The 17409-nt window shown below is 70.0% G+C and carries 14 protein-coding genes; 12 read left to right on the top strand and 2 right to left on the bottom strand.

Going from position 1 to position 17409, the window contains the following annotated elements; translation table 11 throughout:
* Positions 1-25: 25 nt before the first annotated feature.
* The 9 genes from accC (at position 26) to MDN94_RS09545 (ending at position 9642) form a co-directional block, all read left to right on the top strand.
* Positions 26-1378 carry an acetyl-CoA carboxylase biotin carboxylase subunit gene (gene accC / locus MDN94_RS09505; protein ID WP_482725435.1) on the top strand — a complete coding sequence of 451 codons (1353 nt, stop codon included), beginning with the start codon at positions 26-28 and terminating at the stop codon, positions 1376-1378.
* A 47-nt stretch (positions 1379-1425) separates the two neighbouring features.
* Positions 1426-2412 (top strand): hypothetical protein, encoded by a 987-nt coding sequence (locus MDN94_RS09510; RefSeq protein WP_482725436.1) that lies wholly within the window; start codon positions 1426-1428, stop codon positions 2410-2412.
* Between the two features lie 107 nt (positions 2413-2519).
* Positions 2520-3071 carry a cobalamin B12-binding domain-containing protein gene (locus MDN94_RS09515; protein ID WP_482725437.1) on the top strand — a complete coding sequence of 184 codons (552 nt, stop codon included), beginning with the start codon at positions 2520-2522 and terminating at the stop codon, positions 3069-3071.
* Positions 3071-4327 (top strand): methylaspartate mutase, encoded by a 1257-nt coding sequence (locus tag MDN94_RS09520; protein WP_482725438.1) that lies wholly within the window; start codon positions 3071-3073, stop codon positions 4325-4327. The genes MDN94_RS09515 and MDN94_RS09520 overlap by 1 nt, the downstream gene beginning before the upstream one ends.
* Complete coding sequence (locus tag MDN94_RS09525) at positions 4324-5244, top strand: transporter substrate-binding domain-containing protein (protein WP_482725439.1); 921 nt, start codon at positions 4324-4326, stop codon at positions 5242-5244. The genes MDN94_RS09520 and MDN94_RS09525 overlap by 4 nt, the downstream gene beginning before the upstream one ends.
* A 116-nt stretch (positions 5245-5360) precedes the next feature.
* On the top strand, positions 5361-6326 hold the full coding sequence (locus MDN94_RS09530) for a DMT family transporter (protein WP_482725440.1): 966 nt from the start codon (positions 5361-5363) through the stop codon (positions 6324-6326).
* 100 nt (positions 6327-6426) lie between these two features.
* Positions 6427-7485: an aspartate-semialdehyde dehydrogenase gene (locus MDN94_RS09535; RefSeq protein ID WP_482725441.1), complete on the top strand. Its 1059-nt coding sequence runs from the start codon at positions 6427-6429 to the stop codon at positions 7483-7485.
* A complete protein-coding gene (locus MDN94_RS09540) occupies positions 7482-8579 on the top strand; it encodes an amino acid kinase family protein (protein WP_482725442.1) in 1098 nt (365 codons plus the stop codon). The genes MDN94_RS09535 and MDN94_RS09540 overlap by 4 nt, the downstream gene beginning before the upstream one ends.
* A 4-nt stretch (positions 8580-8583) precedes the next feature.
* The gene (locus MDN94_RS09545; RefSeq protein ID WP_482725443.1) at positions 8584-9642 is read left to right on the top strand and encodes a TauD/TfdA family dioxygenase; all 1059 of its coding nucleotides are present in this window, start codon (positions 8584-8586) and stop codon (positions 9640-9642) included.
* Between the two features lie 221 nt (positions 9643-9863).
* Here MDN94_RS09545 and MDN94_RS09550 read toward each other — a convergent pair whose 3' ends face one another.
* Positions 9864-10061, bottom strand: a complete 198-nt coding sequence (locus tag MDN94_RS09550; RefSeq protein ID WP_441263619.1) for a hypothetical protein — start codon at positions 10059-10061, stop codon at positions 9864-9866.
* Positions 10062-10223: 162 nt separating this feature from the next.
* Between MDN94_RS09550 and MDN94_RS09555 the strand changes: the two genes are divergently transcribed.
* Positions 10224-11267: a helix-turn-helix transcriptional regulator gene (locus tag MDN94_RS09555; protein ID WP_482725444.1), complete on the top strand. Its 1044-nt coding sequence runs from the start codon at positions 10224-10226 to the stop codon at positions 11265-11267.
* Between the two features lie 109 nt (positions 11268-11376).
* Complete coding sequence (locus MDN94_RS09560) at positions 11377-12279, top strand: LysR family transcriptional regulator (protein ID WP_441263621.1); 903 nt, start codon at positions 11377-11379, stop codon at positions 12277-12279.
* A gap of 116 nt (positions 12280-12395) precedes the next feature.
* On the opposite strand, the gene MDN94_RS09565 is transcribed toward MDN94_RS09560, so the two are convergent.
* The gene (locus MDN94_RS09565; RefSeq protein WP_482725445.1) at positions 12396-14957 is read right to left on the bottom strand and encodes a polysaccharide lyase family 8 super-sandwich domain-containing protein; all 2562 of its coding nucleotides are present in this window, start codon (positions 14955-14957) and stop codon (positions 12396-12398) included.
* 127 nt (positions 14958-15084) lie between these two features.
* On the opposite strand from MDN94_RS09565, the gene MDN94_RS09570 reads away from it, so the two are divergent.
* Entirely contained in the window at positions 15085-17346 is a 2262-nt protein-coding gene (locus MDN94_RS09570) for an ATP-binding cassette domain-containing protein (protein ID WP_482725446.1), read from the top strand.
* Positions 17347-17409 lie beyond the last annotated feature (63 nt).

Here is a 17409-nt window from a genome sequence, read left to right on the forward strand (position 1 = left end):
GCCACACACACGGGAGGACCGAGACGTGTTCGACAAGGTACTCATCGCCAACCGCGGTGAGATCGCGCTGCGGATCATCCGCTCCTGTCGCGATCTGGGCGTGCGTACGGTGGCGGTCTACTCCACGCCCGATGCCGACGCCCCGTTCGTCAAGGCCGCGGACGAGGCCGTCCACATCGGCCCGGGCGCCCCCGCCCGCAGCTACCTCAACATCCCCAACATCATCGGCGCGGCCGTCCGTACCGGCGCGGAGGCCATCCACCCCGGATACGGGTTCCTCTCCGAGGACCCGTACTTCGCCGAGATCTGCGCCGACGACGGCATCACGTTCATCGGGCCGCCGCCGGACGTGATGGAGAACGTCGGCGACAAGGCGACCGCGCGACGGCTGATGACCTCGGCCGGCCTTCCGCTGCTGCCGGGCACGGTCGAGCCGGTGGACTCGGTGGACGCGGCCGTGGCCGTCGCGGCGGAGATCGGCTATCCGGTCATCATCAAGGCGGTGGCCGGCGGCGGAGGACGCGGCATCACCGTCGTGCACGACCCCAAGGACCTGCGCGACGCCTACACCGCCACCCGGGCGAGCGCCCAGGCCGTCTTCAAGAACAGCGCCGTCTACATGGAGCGCTACCTGCAAAAGACCCGGCACATCGAGGTCCAGGTGGTCTGCGACGACTTCGGCGGCGCGGTCCACCTCGGCGAACGCGACTGCTCGGTGCAGCGCAGACACCAGAAGCTCATCGAGGAGTCACCCTCCGCGATGGTCTCTCCCGAGCTGCGGAACCGGCTGGGCGAGGCGGCCGTGGCGGGCGCCCGTGCGGTGGGCTACCGGGGCGCCGGCACCGTGGAGTTCCTGCTTGAGGCCGGGGACGAGGCGTTCTGGTTCATGGAGATGAACGCCCGTATCCAGGTCGAGCACCCGGTCACCGAACTCGTCACCGGCGTCGACCTGGTGTCCGAGCAGCTGCGTGTGGCGTCCGGCAGCCCGCTGTCCTTCAAGCAGGAGGACATCGAGATCCGCGGTCATGCCATCGAGTGCCGTATCAACGCCGAGGACCCCGCACGGGGATTCGTCCCGACGCCGGGTCTGCTGGAGGAGTACCGGGTCCCGGGCGGCCCGTGGGTCCGCGTCGACACCGACTACGTGGCCGGATCGCGGGTGAGTCCCTACTACGACTCCATGATCGGGAAGCTCATCGTGTGGGGGCCGGACCGCGACACCTGTATCCACCGCGCCCTGCGCGCGCTGTCGGAGTTCGACGTCCGCGGACCCGGTGTGCACACCACCGTGCCGATGCACCAGGAGATCCTCCGCCACCCCGAATTCCGCGGAGGAGACATCGCGACGGACTTCCTCGGGCGTCACTTCGCGCTGTGAGCGGCACACCGGACGAAAGGAAGCACACGCCGGAACGGGGAGCAGCCATGCCGTCGGACGAGCTCACCGCCCAGGACATCGGCGTCTACCGGCAGTTGCTCGAGACGTCCCCCGACGCGGAGGAGACCGCCCGGCGGCTCGGGCTCTCCAGCGAGCAGGTCGCCGAGTCCGTGAAGAGACTGACGGCCCGCCGGCTGCTCCGACCCGGCGGCCCCGGCCGTCACGAGGCCCTCTCCCCGGCCGTCGCCGCCGCCGCGCTGACCGCCGCCTGCCACACGCGGGTCCACGAGCTGGTGCGGCTGATCGACACCACCCGTCGTGAACTGGGGCCGCTGGGCTCGGCGTACGAGGCGCACCGGCGGCAGGAGCTCGACGGCACCACCACCGAGCTGTTCGCCGACGGGGACGCCGTACGGCACCGCCTCACCGATCTGTCCGCCCAGGTGCGGCACAGCGTGCTGACGGCGCACCCCACACTGGGCAGTCCACAGACGCTGCGCGCCGCCCTGGATCTCGACCGAGGGCTCCTCGACCGCGGTGTGCGGTACCGGACGGTGGTGCCGCACACCGCTCGCCGGCAGTACGAGGCGCTGCAACATGTCAGGCGCCTCGGCGAACTGGGGGCACAGGTGCGCACCGCCGCCGTGATACCCGGCAGGATGATTCTGCTCGACGACGCCTTCGCGTTCGTGTCCACAGCTTCGGGCGGTGCCGCACTGCTCCGCGATCCGGTGGCGGTCGGCTTTCTGTCGTTGATTTTCGACCACATCTGGGAACACGCCAGACCGGTCGGCGGCGGAAGTCACGACGACGCGGTCTTCGAAGATGTGGAACTGGAAATCATCCGGCATCTGGAACGGGGAAGATCCGACGAGTTCATGTCGCGAAGGCTGGGTATCTCGACGCGCACACTGAGCCGGTACCTGGCCGGAATGTGCGAAAAGCTCCAGGTGGAGACCCGGTTCCAACTGGGCATGGCAGCAGCCCGACTTGGCCTTGCGGGTGACGGCCGGGAGCCGGACGCCGAGGGATAGGAATTCCTGATCCGTCCGATCAGGAATGCCGTCCGATGCCGCTGGACCGGGCGGCACGGCCCATGGATAGTTTCCATGACGTAACTCCTTTCTCCCCGGGGGAACGAATGAACGGCACAGCTTCTGCTCCGAGACTGAGAGTCGTCGTTTCCGGTCTGTCCTCCGACGCCCATCAGTGGAACCTGGTCTTCCTTCAGCTGCTGCTGGAGGAACGCGGCCATGACGTCTCGAACCTGGGCAATGTGACGCCCGACGCGACGATCATCGGCGCATGCCGCGGTCTGCGGCCGGACCTGCTCGTCATCAGCAGCGTCAACGGGCACGGCCGGCTGGACGGGCTGCGCCTCGTCCGCGCCCTGCGTGCCACGTCCGAACTCGCCGCCCTGCCCGTCGTCATCGGCGGGAAGCTCGGAGTGGACGACCGCGACCACGCGGAGGCCACCGCGCAGCTGACCGCCGCCGGTTACGACGCGGTGTTCGACGACGCGGACGAAGGCGGCCCCGACGCGGCCCTGGCGCGCTTCGACGACTTCCTTGTCGCCCTCGCCGCCCTTCGCCGTCCCGGCCCCGCCGCTGGTCACTCGGTGACCCGTCCCGGGGCCGGCCCCGCCACGGCCTTCCCGGCACCGCGGCTCGCCGTCCCGGCGGGAGCGGCGTGATGGCGACCGACCGGTTCACCGGCATGGTGCGCGACGCCCGCCGCGCGGGACATCTCGTCATCCAGGCCCGCATGGGCTTCGGTGAACTCGACCGCATGCGCGCCGGGCTGCGCGCCGTGCGGGACGCCGGCCCCTTCACGGCCGGCACCGTCACCCTCGACAGCTACACCCGCTGCCACGACTTCACCGCCGCGCGCCGCGCCCTGCGCGAGCACCCCGGGAGCCTCAACGGCTTCCCGCTCGTCGCCCACGGTGTGCCCGCGGTGCGGGCCCTGCTGGAGGAGACGTCCTCACCCGCCTTCCCGGTCCAGGTCCGGCACGGCACCCCCCGCCCGTTACGCGTGCTCGACGCCATGGTCCGGGCCGGCGCCGACGCCACGGAGGGCGGGCCCGTCTCGTACTGCCTGCCCTACAGCCGGGTGCCGCTCGGACAGGCGGTACGCGAATGGAGCGCCGGCTGCGAACTGCTCGCGGCGCAGCCCGTACCGATGCACATGGAGACGTTCGGCGGCTGCATGCTGGGCCAGTTGTGCCCGCCGTCGCTGCTGGTCGCCCTCGGAGTGCTGGAAGCGATGTTCTTCCAGGAGCACGGGCTGACGGGCGTGTCGCTCAGCTACGCCCAGCAGATCCACCCGGGACAGGACCGGGAGGCCCTCGCCGCGTTACGGCGTCTCGCCGACGAGCGGCTGGCCGGCGATGACCACCACATCGTCCTCTACACCTTCATGGGCGTCTTCCCCCGCACCGGGGACGGAAGCCGCCGGCTGCTCGCGGAGAGCGTCCCGCTCGCCGTGCAGGGCGGCGCCGACCGGCTGATCGTCAAGACCCCGGCCGAGGCGCATCGCATTCCTACGATCGAGGAGAACGCGGCGGCGATCGCGTTCGCCCGCTCCGTGGCCGACGCCACCGACGTCAACGGCGGCCCCGCACCCACGTCCACGGGCCTGTACGAAGAGGCGAGGGCCCTCGTCGACGCCACCCTCGAACTCGGCGGCAGCATCGGCCGGTGCCTGGTCGTAGCCTTCGCCCGGGGCATCCTCGACGTGCCGTTCTGCCTGCACCCCGACAACGCCAACCGCGCACGGGCCACCATCGACGCACGGTCCGTGCTCAGTTGGAGCGACGCGGGCGGCATGCCGGTGACGGCCGCCCGGGAGAGCGGTCCGCTCACCGCGAGGCGCCTCACCGAACTGCTCACCTTCAACCGGCGCCGCTTCGACCGGCCGGAACGCGAACCGCTCGGGAGCCTGTCATGAGCCGCCCGGCCACCACCGCCACGCTCCGGGCCGCCAAGGTCCGCGGGGCCGTGCGCGTCGCCGTGTCCCAGGGCGTCCGCGGCCTGTCGCTGCGGACGCCGGCCGGGCTGTGGAGGGGGCTCGACACCGACATCGCCCGCGCCGTGGCCGCGGCCGCCCTCGGGGACGCGGAGGCGGTCGACTGGGTCCCGGTACGCGCCACCGACCGGCTGCGCACCCTGGAGTCGGGCCGGGCGGATCTCACGGTGTGCAACCTGACCTGGACGATGGGCCGTGAGGCGGCGGGCGCGGTGCTCTTCGCCGGCATCACCTGCTACGACGGCGAGGGGTTCCTCGTGCGTGCGGCCGACGGCGCAGGCGATCCTGCGGACCTCGCCGGCCGGCGTCTCGCCGTCCACAACGGCTGCACCACCGTGGTCAATCTCGAGTCGTGGTACGGCCCACGAGGCCTTGACGTCGAGCCCGTCGGCTTCGACGACCCGGCCGAGGCGCTCGCCGCCTACGCGAGCGGCGACTGCGCCGCCTATGTCCTGGACCGCACGGCGCTGGCCGGCGCCAGGGCGTGCCTGCCACGGCCGCAGGACCACCGGATCCTTCCGGTGTCGATCTCCCGCGAGCCCATGGCGGCGGCGGTCCACGAGGCCGATCCGCACTGGTTCCGGCTGGTCCGGTGGGTGCTCCAGTTGCTGGTGGCCGCCGAGCACGAGGGCCCCGAGGACGCGGCCGGGATGGCAGGGCCACACGGGCCGTCGGCGGGGCTGGACGAGAAGTGGGCCGACAGGGTCCTGTCCGCGGTCGGTACCTACGCGGACGTCTACGAACGGAACCTGGGCGCCGCGTCGGGCCTCGACGTGCCCCGGGGGGTGAACGAGCTGTGGACCGCGGGCGGCCTGCACTACGCAGTCCCGCTGCACTGACCCCGAACGTACCGATCCGCCCGCACCGATCCGAACGTACCGATCCGCCCGCACCGATCCGAACGTACCGATCCGCCCGCACCGATCCGAACGTCACCGAGAGGGAGTCGAGGCGTATGACCAACGAGGCCGTACCGGCCGACCGGCAGCGCAGAGGCGCCGTCCAGCTCATCGCGGCCATGGGGCTGTCGGGGACCCTGGGTGTGTTCGTCCTGGAGTCCGGCGCCTCCTCCTTCAACGTGGTGTTCTTCCGGTGCGTCTTCGGCGCCCTGGCCCTGGCCGCGTACTGCCTGTTCCGCGGCTATCTGAGGAACACCCGGCTGACCCGGGGCACCCTCGCGCTCGCCGCCCTCGGCGGCGTGTTCATCGTCTTCAACTGGGTGCTGCTGTTCGACGCGTACAGCCGTACGTCGATATCCGTGGCCACCGTCGTCTACCACACCCAGCCCTTCTACGTGGTGCTGCTGGGGGTGATCCTCTTCAAGGAGCGCCTCGACAGGTACCGGGCCGGCTGGATCCTCGCCGCCTTCGCCGGTGTGGTGCTGGTGGCGGATCTGCCGGGCGCCGACCTCGGCGGCAGCGACGGTTATCTGCTGGGCGTCGGCGAGGCTCTCGTGGCGGCGCTCTTCTACGCCTTCGCCACGGTCATCGCCAAGCGGCTGACCACGCTGCGCCCCGAAGTCACCGCTCTCGTGCAGGTGCTGGTCGGCATTCCGCTGTTGCTGCCGTTCACCCGGCTCGGTGACACCGCCGGTCTCGACGCCCGCTGGGGCTGGCTCGTGGGCCTCGGAGTGATCCACACCTGTGTGATGTACATCCTTCTGTACTCCTCGTACCAGAAGCTGGCCACCGACCGGATCGCGGTGCTGTCCTTCGTGTACCCGGCGGTGGCGATCCTCGTGGACCTCACCGTCTACGGACATCGCATCGATGCCCTCCAGGCCCTCGGTGTCGCGCTGATCGCCGCGGCGGCCCTCGCAGTGAACCTCGGCCGGCTGCCCCTGCTGCCCGGCGGGCGCCGCCGGACGGCCGGGAAGCCCGCGCCCACCGCCCCGCCGAAGGCCGAGGCGGTGCGTCGATGACGCCGCCGTCACGGGTGTGCGGCCCCACAGGTTTCGTCCTGGAAGCCGTACGAGCAGCTCTGGCACCCGCAGCCGGACCCGTACAGATCGGAGAAGTCTGATGACGCTCGTCACCGACCCAGCAGCCCCGCGCATCGCCATCGTCGGTGCGACCGGAGTGGTGGGCAACACCCTCATCGAGCTGATCGAGGAGAGGTCGCTGCCCTACCGCGAGATGCATCTGGTGGCCTCGGCCCGCAGCGCCGGCCGGGAGCTCATGGTGGACGGCCGGCCGTACGCCGTCCAGGACCTGGAGGACTTCGACTTCGGCAGGGCCGATATCGCCTTCTTCTCCGCGGGCACTTTGATCAGCACCGAATGGGTGCCCGTCGCCGCGGCCAAGGGCACACTCGTGATCGACAACACCAACGCCTTCCGCATGGACCCGGACACCCCCTTGGTGGTCCCGCAGGTCAATGCCCACGTGCTGGAGCGGCGCCCCGACAGCGGCATCGTCGCCAACCCCAACTGCTCCACCATCCCGCTGGTGCGCGTGCTGCAGCCCGTCGAACGCCGCTGGGGCATCCGCCAGGTGGTGGTCAGCACCTACCAGGCCGCCTCGGGCCAGGGCCATCAAGGCATCGAGGAACTGCTGGAGGGCACCGAGCTGGCGCTGCGCGACCCGGATGCCGAGCTGCCCGCCGAGCGGTTCAAGCCGCCGCTCGCCTTCAACGTGGTCCCTTCCATCGACCGGCTCCTGGACACCGGGTTCACCCTGGAGGAGCAGAAGATGCTGCAGGAGTCGCGGAAGATCCTCGACCAACCCCATCTGGACCTCACCGCCACCTGCGTACGCGTGCCCGTGGTCAACTCCCACTCCGAAGCCGTCTGGGTGGAGGCGGGTGCTCCGGTCGACCGGGCGGAGCTCGTCGCCCTGCTCGCCGGGCTGCCGGAGGTGACCGTGCACGACGCGGAGAATCCGGCGGCCTTCCCGACCCCGCTGCGGGCCGGGCACCCCGATCATGTGCACGTCGGCAGGATCCGGGTGACCCCGGACAACCCGCGCGGCTTCTGGCTCTGGCTGGTGTCGGACAACCTCCGCGTCGGCGCCGCGCTCAACGCCATCCAGGTGGCCGAGTACGTCCTGCGGCAAGGATTCATGGCGGGAGGCACCCGTTGAACGGCCCGGTGGTACTGAAATTCGGCGGCTCCACCTTCCGTACGCACGCCGCCTACGACGAACTCGCTGCCGGGCTCGAGGATCGCCTTTGCGTCGGGGGACGCCCGATGGCAGTCGTGGTCAGTGCGATGCAGGGCGAGACCGAGGGGCTGCGGGGCCGGCTGCACGAGGTCAACCCCCGGCCCGAGGACGCCACCTCCGCCGGGATGCTGGCGACCGGCGATCTCGTCAGCGCCCATCTGCTGGCCGCCGCGCTGCACCGCAGGGGCCGCACGGCCACGGTGCTCGCCGGCCACCAGCTTGGTCTGACCACCGACAACTCCTTCCTGTGGGCGCGCGTCGTCAGGACCGATCCCGCCCCGCTGCGCCGGGCGATGTCGGAGCACGAGGTCGTCGTGGTGCCCGGGGGACAGGCCGTCGACGCGGAAGGACGGCCGACCTGGCTCGGCAAGAACAGTTCCGACCTGTCGGCCCTGGCGGTCGCCCGGGCCGTCGGCAGCACCGCCTGCGAGATCCATTCGGACGTCGACGGCATCTACACCTCCGACCCGCATCTGATCGCCGGCGCCCGCGTCCTGCCCCGGGTCTCGTACAACATGGCGGCACTGATGTCGCTGTACGGGGCCAAGGTCCTGCACCGCCGCGCCGTGCAGCTCGCTCTGCGGCACCGTATCGAGATCGTGCTCCGCTACAACCGCGCCCCGTTCTCCGCCGGGACGACCATCAGCGCGGAGGGCACCCAGACGTCCGCGGTGGTCTTCAACCAGCGTTCCGTGGTGCTCGGATATCCCGACGACGCCCATGCCGACGCGGCACACAACGCCTTCCACGGCGCCGGCATCGACACGGTGCGGCTCACGGGACGGCCCGGGGTCGCGGTGGTCGGCGGCTACGTCGACGTGGAGGCCGTCCAGCGCCGTGCCGGGATCGAGCCGGGCCGTCCGATGGGCGTGCCCGTCGCCGAGGTGCGGGGCAGCAAGGTCACGATGCACCTCGCGGACAGCGGCGAGGACGCGCTCCACCTGGCGCAGCGGCTGCACGACGGGATGGACTTCCCGCAGCCGAGGGACACGGTCGCGCTGGCAGGGGTGTGAGGACGTGGTGACGGCATTCCCGGTCCACGGGGAGCCCCCCGGCCGGTACGGCGGGCCAAAGGGGCCCGGCGCCGCGACCCGTCTGGACCTGGTGCTCCCGGACGCGGTGCGGGACACGCTCCACAGTGGCCTCTCCCGGCTGCCCGATCCGAGTGAGGACTTCGACCGGGCCACCGCGCGATGTCACCAGGTCTTCGCGGCCCTTCCCACCGAACTGCTCCAGGCGGTCATGGACTTCGGCCGGCACATCGACACGGCCGGTGTCGCCCTGGTGCGGAACCTCCCGGTCGACGACGTGCTGCCGCCGACACCCGACGACGGCGGACCGAGCCGGGCCAAACGCGGCTTTGTCTCCGAGGGGGTGCTGCTGGGGCTGACGGGACTGCTCGGTGAACCCCTGGGGGTGCTCACCGAGAAGGACGGTCGGCTGATCCACGACATCGTGCCGGTGGCCGGCGGCGAGCGGACCCAGACCAACCAGAGTTCGGCGGTCTTCCTGAACTTCCACAGCGACATCACCTACGACCGGACGGGCCGGTACGACGTCGCCAATCCGGACTTCCTGGTGCTCAACTGCCTGCGTGGCGACCCTTTCGGCGCCGCGGTCACCTATTACGCCGACGCCCGCGACATCTGCGGCCGGCTGCCGGACGACCAGCTCCGCCTGCTGCGCAGTCCGCTGTTCCGGCTCAACGCGCCGGGCAGTTACACCCGCAGTGCCGCGGGCGGGGCGGAGGTGCTGTCCGATCCGGCCCCGATCATCAGCGGTGCCGAGGACTTTCCGGAGATCGCCGTGTCGGCCAACGGCGTACGCCCGCTGAGCGGGGAGGCGGCGGCCGCTTTCGAGGGACTCCAGGAGACGTGCCGCGAGGTGGCGCACGCCGTGCGGCTGGAGCCGGGGCAGGCGCTCCTGGTCAACAACCGCAAGGGCGTGCACGCGAGGTCGCGGTTCGGCGCACGCCACGACGGTCGGGACCGGTGGCTGCAGCGCACCTATGTCCGGCGCAGCCTGTGGGACATCCGGTACCGCGTGACGCCGGAGAACCGGCGCGTCCACTTCTGACCGCCCGGCGCCGGCGTCCCCGGCTCCGGTCCCGGGCCCGGGACCGGGACCGGACGGCCGTGACGGCCCGTCGACGCGAACGACGGGCCGTCACGGAGCCTCGAGGCTAACGGCAGTGCCGCGGCCAGTGGAGAGTGCCGTATTCGGCTCCGACCGCCCGGAGCCGTCCGGCCATTGGCATATTCCCCGACATCAATACTCCTTTGGCCTGCACCACTGGGTCAGTACTGATCACGCTCGGCCGCGGTGGATCCCTCGCCCGGCATCGGGGAGTCCCACTTGTCGTCCGCGAGAATCACCCCGGATAACGAGTTGCCTTCGGGAACGGACGTGGTCACCCCTGCCATGGAATGGATCACCGCGAGCGCCAGCACGGTCACCGAGATTCCATGAGCCAGGAAACGGTGTGCCTTCGCCATCGTGTATTTCCCCCTCGTTGTTCATCCGATGCGTGCCGTCTCCGGCCGCAAGAACAAGGTGGCACTAGTGAAGATCGAGTTCGAGTGGCATGGAGTGTCCTATGATGGAGCGGCAGCAAGTGGATAGCGACAAATCGGGCAATTGGCTGGGGTTGGTGACCTATGGGGGAGCATCAACTGCTGGGCGGCGTCGCAGTCGAGGTCTATGAATACGCATTGCGTAACGGAACGTTCAAGGACGAGGAGATCGCAGGTCGCCTGGGCGTCGATGTCCGGATGATCAGTGAGGCCCGCGAGGTGCTGCAGGAGCTTCGGCTGCTCGCCGTATCGGCGAACGGCCGTGTCGTGGCCGCGCTCGATCCGGACATCGCCGAGGCCGAACTGGTCACCCCGCTCGAGCTGTCCATCGCCCAGCGCCGCCGCGAGATCGCCGGTATACACCAGGAGTTGCGGGTCCTGTCGGAGGTCTACCGCTCCCGGGCCCGGTCCACGTCGGACGATGTGCCGATCCGGGTGCTCGACGACTTCGAGGACGTCCGGCGCGAGATCGACCTCGCCCGCCGGCGCTGCACGGAGGAGCGCATCAGCCTCCAGCCCGGCGGCGGCCGCAGCGCGGAATTGCTGGAGCAGGACCTGCTGCAGACGCTCGAGATGAGAAAACGCGGTATCCGCATCCGCACGCTCTATCAGAACACCGCCCGCGCGAGCCTCGCCACGCGCACCTATGTACGCCAGATCTGCGCACAGGGCGCGGAGGTCCGGACAGCGGAAGAGCTGTCGGAGCGGCTGATCATCTACGACCGCAAGTTCGCTTTCATTCCCAAGGAACGCACCGGCAAGGAGCCGCCGGGCGCGGCGCTCGTCACCGACCCCACGGTCGTGGCCTATCTCTGCCGTTCCTTCGAGTCCATCTGGCAGGCGAGCCAGCCGTTCGAAATGGGCCGGACCGCCGAATACCAGCAGATCACCGAAGATCTGCGGGTGTCGATCACCCGGCTCATGGCGAAGGGCCTCAAGGACGAGGGCATCGCGCGCCGGCTCGGTATGGCGACCCGCACCTGCCGTCGCCACATCTCCGCCATCATGGAGGAAGTCGGCGCCACCAGCCGCTTCCAGGCCGGACTCCTCCTCGCTCAGCAGGGCTTGATCCCTGATGCGAGCGCTGTGCCCGCCAATCAGGACAGGGCCGAAGTGGCAGATTCCTGACGGTCATTGTCCCCGATCGGACAGGCCGCTGTTCTGGTGTCCCCATTCCCCGGCTGATTTCCTGGTTCATGCGCCACGAGTTCGGCGACAACCGGACCACGGAGGGGACATGGACATTCGGCAGTTGGCGACATTTCACAAGGTGGCGACGCTGCTCAGTTTCACCCGCGCGGCGGCGGAACTGAAGTACGCGCAATCCAGTGTCACCGCGCACATCAAAGCCCTTGAGGAATCGCTCGAGGTGAATCTCTTCGACCGTCTCGGCGGCCGGGTCGAACTCACCGAGGCGGGGCGACGACTTCTCCCCTATGCCGAGCAGATGCTCGCCCTGGCCGGAGAAGCGCGCGGTGCGGCGCTGGGTTCCGAGGAGCCGGCAGGGGTGCTCACCGTCGGTTCCATGGAGAGCATCACCTCCTATCGGATGCCGCCGCTGCTGGAGTTCTTCCACCACCGTCACCCGGCACTGCAGATCGTGCTGCGCCCCAGTCTGTGCGCCGAGACCTGCCACGCCCTGCGCCAGGGCATGTTCGACATGGGCTTCCTGATGGAGGCGGAGACCCAGCACCCCGGAGTGCAGACGGAAGTGCTCGGCTCCGAGCCGCTCACGGTCGTCGCGGCCCCGGGCCATCCCCTCACCCGCGCCGAGAAGGTGACGACGGACGACCTGCGCGCCACCCAGGTCATCTCCGCGGAAGCGGGCTGCGCCTACCGGGAGCTGTTCGAGGCGGAACTCAACGACGGCACCGGCGAATCCCTGCCCTTCCTGGAGTTCGGCACCATAGAGTCGATCAAGCGCGGTGTCGCCGCCGGACTCGGTATCAGCCTGCTGCCGAGCGTCACCGTGGCCGACAGCCTCGAGAGCGGCACCCTCGTACCCCTGCCCTGGACCGTCCCGTTCGAGGTCCACACCCAGATCGCCTGGCGGCGCGGGAAGACCCTCTCACGCGAGATGCGGGTGTTCGTCGACCAGACGATCAAGTTCCTCTCCGAGGAGTACGCGCGCCGGCCCTGATCCCGGTGGCGCGAGCGCGTCCGGCCGCCGGGGCCGGCGTACGGGACGCGCCAGGATGCCCCGGCCGGCCCGTACGAGCGGACCCGCCGGCGGCCGGCCGGTCGGGACGAGCACCCCTACCGCAGCGTCGCCGTGAAGCTGCGGCCGTAGGCGTGGTGCGTTGTGACATCGAGGCGGGTGCCGCCCGGGACGTGAGTGGTGCGGACCTCGTCGTCGGCAGAGACCGGGCGCAGGGCGCGACCGTGGAGGGTGACCCTGACCGTGCGGCGTTCCGTGGTCGGGTCGGACACGGCGATCGAGCACGTGCCGTCGGCGGACCGGCGCAGGATCACCGACGCGGGGCCGTCGACGGAGAGGCGCTCGACGCGGTGGGTGCCCGGGGTGAAGGTGTTGACGGCCAGGATGCCCAGCCCGGTGTGCTTGACCGCCTGGGCGCGGACGGTGTTGGCGAGGACGGAGAGCGGCCCGCCCGAGTAGGAGGCCAACTGACGCTCGGAGGCGTTCGGGACGATCGCGTGTGCCGTCGCGGTGGGCGCGGCCCCGGCGGGCCGGTCGTAGGAGACCGTGAAGACCTGCCTGGTCACGGTGGTGTCCGGGTTGGACAGACGGACACGGCGCAGGCTGCGGGTGACCGTGTCGAGCGCGACGGCCGGGTCGGGTCCGGACAGGAAGACGTATCCGACGGCGGTCCGCTGCCCGGGATCGTCGTACCGCAGCCAGGCGAGCGGCGCGGTACCGGTGCCCTGCCACCGCGTCCCGTCGTGGAGTTCACCGGTCAGGGTGACCGTGGCGGTCGCGGAAGCCATGCGGGTGTCGACGGTCGTGGTCACCGCGCGGTCCGCGTGGCCCGTGACACCGGCCGCGAGGACGACGATCTCGTCGTCGAGCATGAACCAGGACCTGGTGCCACGGGCGCCCTGGTAGGCGACGAAGTCGTCGGGCAGTTCGCCCGCCTCCTTCGCCGCGTACGCGACGTCGTCGGACAGGACGAGCGCGGTGGCGCCGTACACGCCGAGGCGGGCGCCTCCGGAGTGCGGGTGGCTGCCGCGCGGGAAGTAGACGTACGTGTTCTGGGACTCGGAGGACGAGGTGAAACCCCGCTCGGGGTTGTCGTACCAGAGCGTTCCGTACAGCTCCGGCACGCTACGGCGGTCCTCCACCGGGGCGGTCACCCCCGCCAGACGGTAAGGGGAGACGGTGGTGAAGTAGTCGATCCCGAACGCCTGCCGCTGGTCCTGGCCGGAGAGATAGAGGTAGTGGGCCCCGTCGCCCTGGAACCAGGGCATCAGGTTCTCGCCACTCATGTACTCGTACTTGCTGATGCGGTCCGAGCTGCGGGCCAGGGCGAACGCGTAGCCGGGGCGCCGGTGGACGGTTCTGTCCATGGCATTGAACGCGGTGTGGGAGGCGGCGGGCACCAGGTCCTCCGCCGGGGCCGGGGACTTCAGGATGTCGGCGTAGCGGGCGATGCTGACGGGGGAGACGAAGGAGGCCGGGTCCAGGTTCGTCCTGGACGTCTGCCGGACGTACTTGACGTAGCCCTCGAGCGCCTCGGTGTCGCCGCCGGCGCTGTATCCGGAGAGGTCGACCACGGCCTCCACGACGGCGGCGACGTCCGCGTAGCCCGTGCCGGTGCGTGACACGGCGCGGCCCTTGACGATCTCCATCATCCAGCCTTCGAAGATCACCGGGGCGAAGCCTTCCGCGACCCAGCCCTGCACGACGCCGACCAGGTCCTCGGCAGGAACGTAGGCCGTCCCGTCGAGGATCTTGACGCTCTGGACGATCCGGGTGAGCAGGCCCTTGCCGTAGGAGCCGGTGTAGGCGACGGACGCGTGCTGGACGAAGGAGCCGTCCGCGTAGAAGCCGTCGGTCACGCCGTGCCGCAGGTCGTACGGGTCGATCCGGGCGAAGACGGTGAGCTGGTCGGCGACGGCCTTGCTGACACGGGCGTCGTCGCCGAGGACCGCTCCCTGGAGGATCCGGTTGGTCGTGATGTCGGCGAGGTTGGCTCCGGTGTGGAAGCGCGAGTCGAGGTCGACGTCGCCGTCCTTGCCGTTGCGCAGGTACGCGTCCATGGAGGCGACGTAGGTCGCGGGGAGGTCCGACCGGTACGCCGCGAGCTCGTCCCCGAGGAGGACGAGGGTCTTGGTCGCGTGGCCGGGGATGCCGATCTCCCAGTTGAACCAATTGCCGTAGTAGCCCTTCGACTGGTCGCCGTAGTACTCGTCGTGGAGACGGACCAGACCGTCGGCGACCCTGCGCCGGACCGCCGTGCCGTCGAACAGACGGGAGGCGCCCGGGGTGCGGGTGGCCAGGGCGATCTCGTACAGGTACTGGAACGTCCTGCTCAGGTTGGGATCGCTGGTCCCGAGCGGGACCCCCGCGAAGAGCTCGCCCGGTCCGGCGTCGTCCATCGCGGCGAGCCGCGACCGCGCCGCGGAGGCGATGGCCGCGAGTTTCGGGGCGACCTCCGCCCGGGCGTTGGCCTCCGCCGTGCCGGCGAAGACTGCCACCGTGTTGCGGAGCAGGGTCTCGTGATCGGCTGCCTGCCCGGAGGCGGAGGCGGAGGCGGAGGGGCGGACGCGGGGCGCGGCTCGGGCGCGCAGGGGCTGGGCCACGGCAAGCAGCGTTGCCGCCGGGATCACGGACAGCACGGAACGACGCGAGAACTCCACCTGAACGCTCCAAGGTTCGGCCGGAAAGCGCTTGCCAGACGACGAAACAACGCTGTCCCACCGCTGTCAACGGGCGGGACGCACGTACCTGGCCCCCTTGTCAGTGGGGTCGGCTAACGTCGGCCGAATGACGATCCCGGCCGACAACCACCATGTGATCCAGGTGCGCGGCGCGCGCGAGAACAACCTGGCCGACATTTCGCTCGACATCCCCAAGCGGCGCCTCACCGTCTTCACCGGCGTGTCCGGCTCGGGGAAGTCGTCCCTCGTCTTCGGGACGATCGCCGCCGAGTCCCAGCGCCTCATCAACGAGACGTACACCGCCTTCATCCAGTCGTTCATGCCGAGCCTCGGCCGGCCCGACGTCGACGCGCTGCACAACCTGAGCGCCGCCATCGTGGTCGACCAGGAGCGGATGGGAGCCAACTCCCGCTCCACCGTGGGCACCGCGACCGACGCGTACACCATGCTGCGGATCGTCTTCTCCCGTCTCGGCACGCCGCACATCGGCACGTCCGGAGCCTTCAGCTTCAACCTGCCGGAAGGCATGTGCCCGCGCTGCGAAGGCGTCGGCCAGGTGTCGGACATCGACATCGACCAGCTGGTCGACCGCGACAAGTCGCTGAACGAGGGTGCGATCACCGTGCCGAACTTCGCGGTGGACTCGTGGTACTGGCAGATCATGGCCAACTCCGGTTTCTACGACCCGGACAAGAAGCTCAGGGACTTCACCGAGCAGGAGTGGGCGGACTTCCTCCACAAACCGCAGGTCAAGGTGAAGGTCGGCAGCAACAACTTCACGTACGAGGGCCTGCTGCTGAAGGTGCAGCGGACGATGCTGACCAAGGACCGCGAGGCGATGCAGTCCCACATCCGGGCCTTCGTCGACCGGGCCGTGGTCTTCCGCGAATGTCCCGACTGCGGGGGCACACGGCTGACGGCCGCCGCCCTCTCCTCGAAGATCGACGGGGTGAACATCGCGGAGTGCTCCGCGATGCAGATCAGCGATCTCGCGAAGTTCGTGCGCCGGATCGACGATCCGGGTGTGGCTCCCCTGCTCGCCGGGCTGCGGGACCTGCTCGACTCGCTGGTGGAGATCGGCCTCGGCTATCTCAGCCTGGACCGTCCCGCCGGCACTCTGTCCGGCGGTGAGGCGCAGCGCGTGAAGATGGTGCGGCACCTCGGTTCCAGCCTCACCGACGTGACCTACGTCTTCGACGAGCCGACCGTCGGTCTCCACCCGCACGACATCCGGCGGATGAACGACCTGCTGCTGCGGCTGCGCGACAAGGGGAACACGGTGCTCGTCGTCGAGCACAAGCCCGAGGTGATCGCGATCGCCGATCATGTCGTCGACCTCGGTCCCGGGGCCGGCACGGAAGGCGGACAGATCTGCTTCAGCGGCGATGTGCCCGGACTGCGGGCCTCCGGGACGCTGACGGGGCGGCACCTGGAGCACCGGGCCGGGCTGCGGGAGAAGGTGCGCGAGCCGCGCGGGCAGCTGGCCATCAAGGGCGCCGACCTGCACAACCTGCGGGACGTGAGCGTCGACATACCGCTCGGGGTCCTGACCGTGGTCACCGGCGTCGCCGGATCCGGCAAGAGCTCGCTCATCCACGGCAGCCTGCCCGCCCGTGACCAAGTGGTGGTCGCCGACCAGTCGCCCATCCGCGGTTCCCGCCGCTCGAACCCGGCGACGTACACCGGTCTGCTGAACCCGATCCGTACCGCCTTCGCCAAGGCCAACGGAGTCAAGGCAGCGCTGTTCAGCGCCAATTCGGAGGGTGCCTGCCCCAAGTGCAACGGTCTGGGGCTCGTCTACACCGACCTCGCCATGATGGCCGGCGTGGCCTCGGTGTGCGAGGAGTGCGAGGGCAAGAGGTTCACGCCAGAGGTGCTCACGTACACCCTGCGCGGCAAGAACATCAGCGAGGTGCTCGGGATGTCGGTGGCCGAGGCCCACGACTTCTTCACCTCGGGTCAGGCCCACACCATCCTCGGGCGGCTGCGGGACGTCGGGCTCGGCTACCTCCGGCTCGGACAGCCGCTCAACACCCTCTCCGGCGGGGAGCGGCAGCGCCTCAAGCTGGCCATCCACATGGCGGAGAAGGCGGCGACGTACGTACTGGACGAGCCGACCACCGGTCTGCACATGGCCGACGTGGACCAGCTGCTGGCGCTGCTCGACCGGCTGGTGGACGCCGGCAACACCGTGATCGTCATCGAGCACCACCAGGCGGTCATGGCACATGCAGACTGGCTCATCGATCTCGGCCCCGGCGCCGGACACGACGGCGGCCGCATCGTCTTCGAGGGGACGCCCAAGGACCTGGTCGCCCACGGGGACACCCTCACCGCGCACCATCTGCGGGAGTACGTCGGGGCCTGACCCGCGCACCGGCACGGGTCCTGGAAAAAGGTTGAAACATTACGGGGACGCCGCCGCGTCAAT

It is taken from the genome of Streptomyces sp. WAC00040, assembly GCF_056835925.1.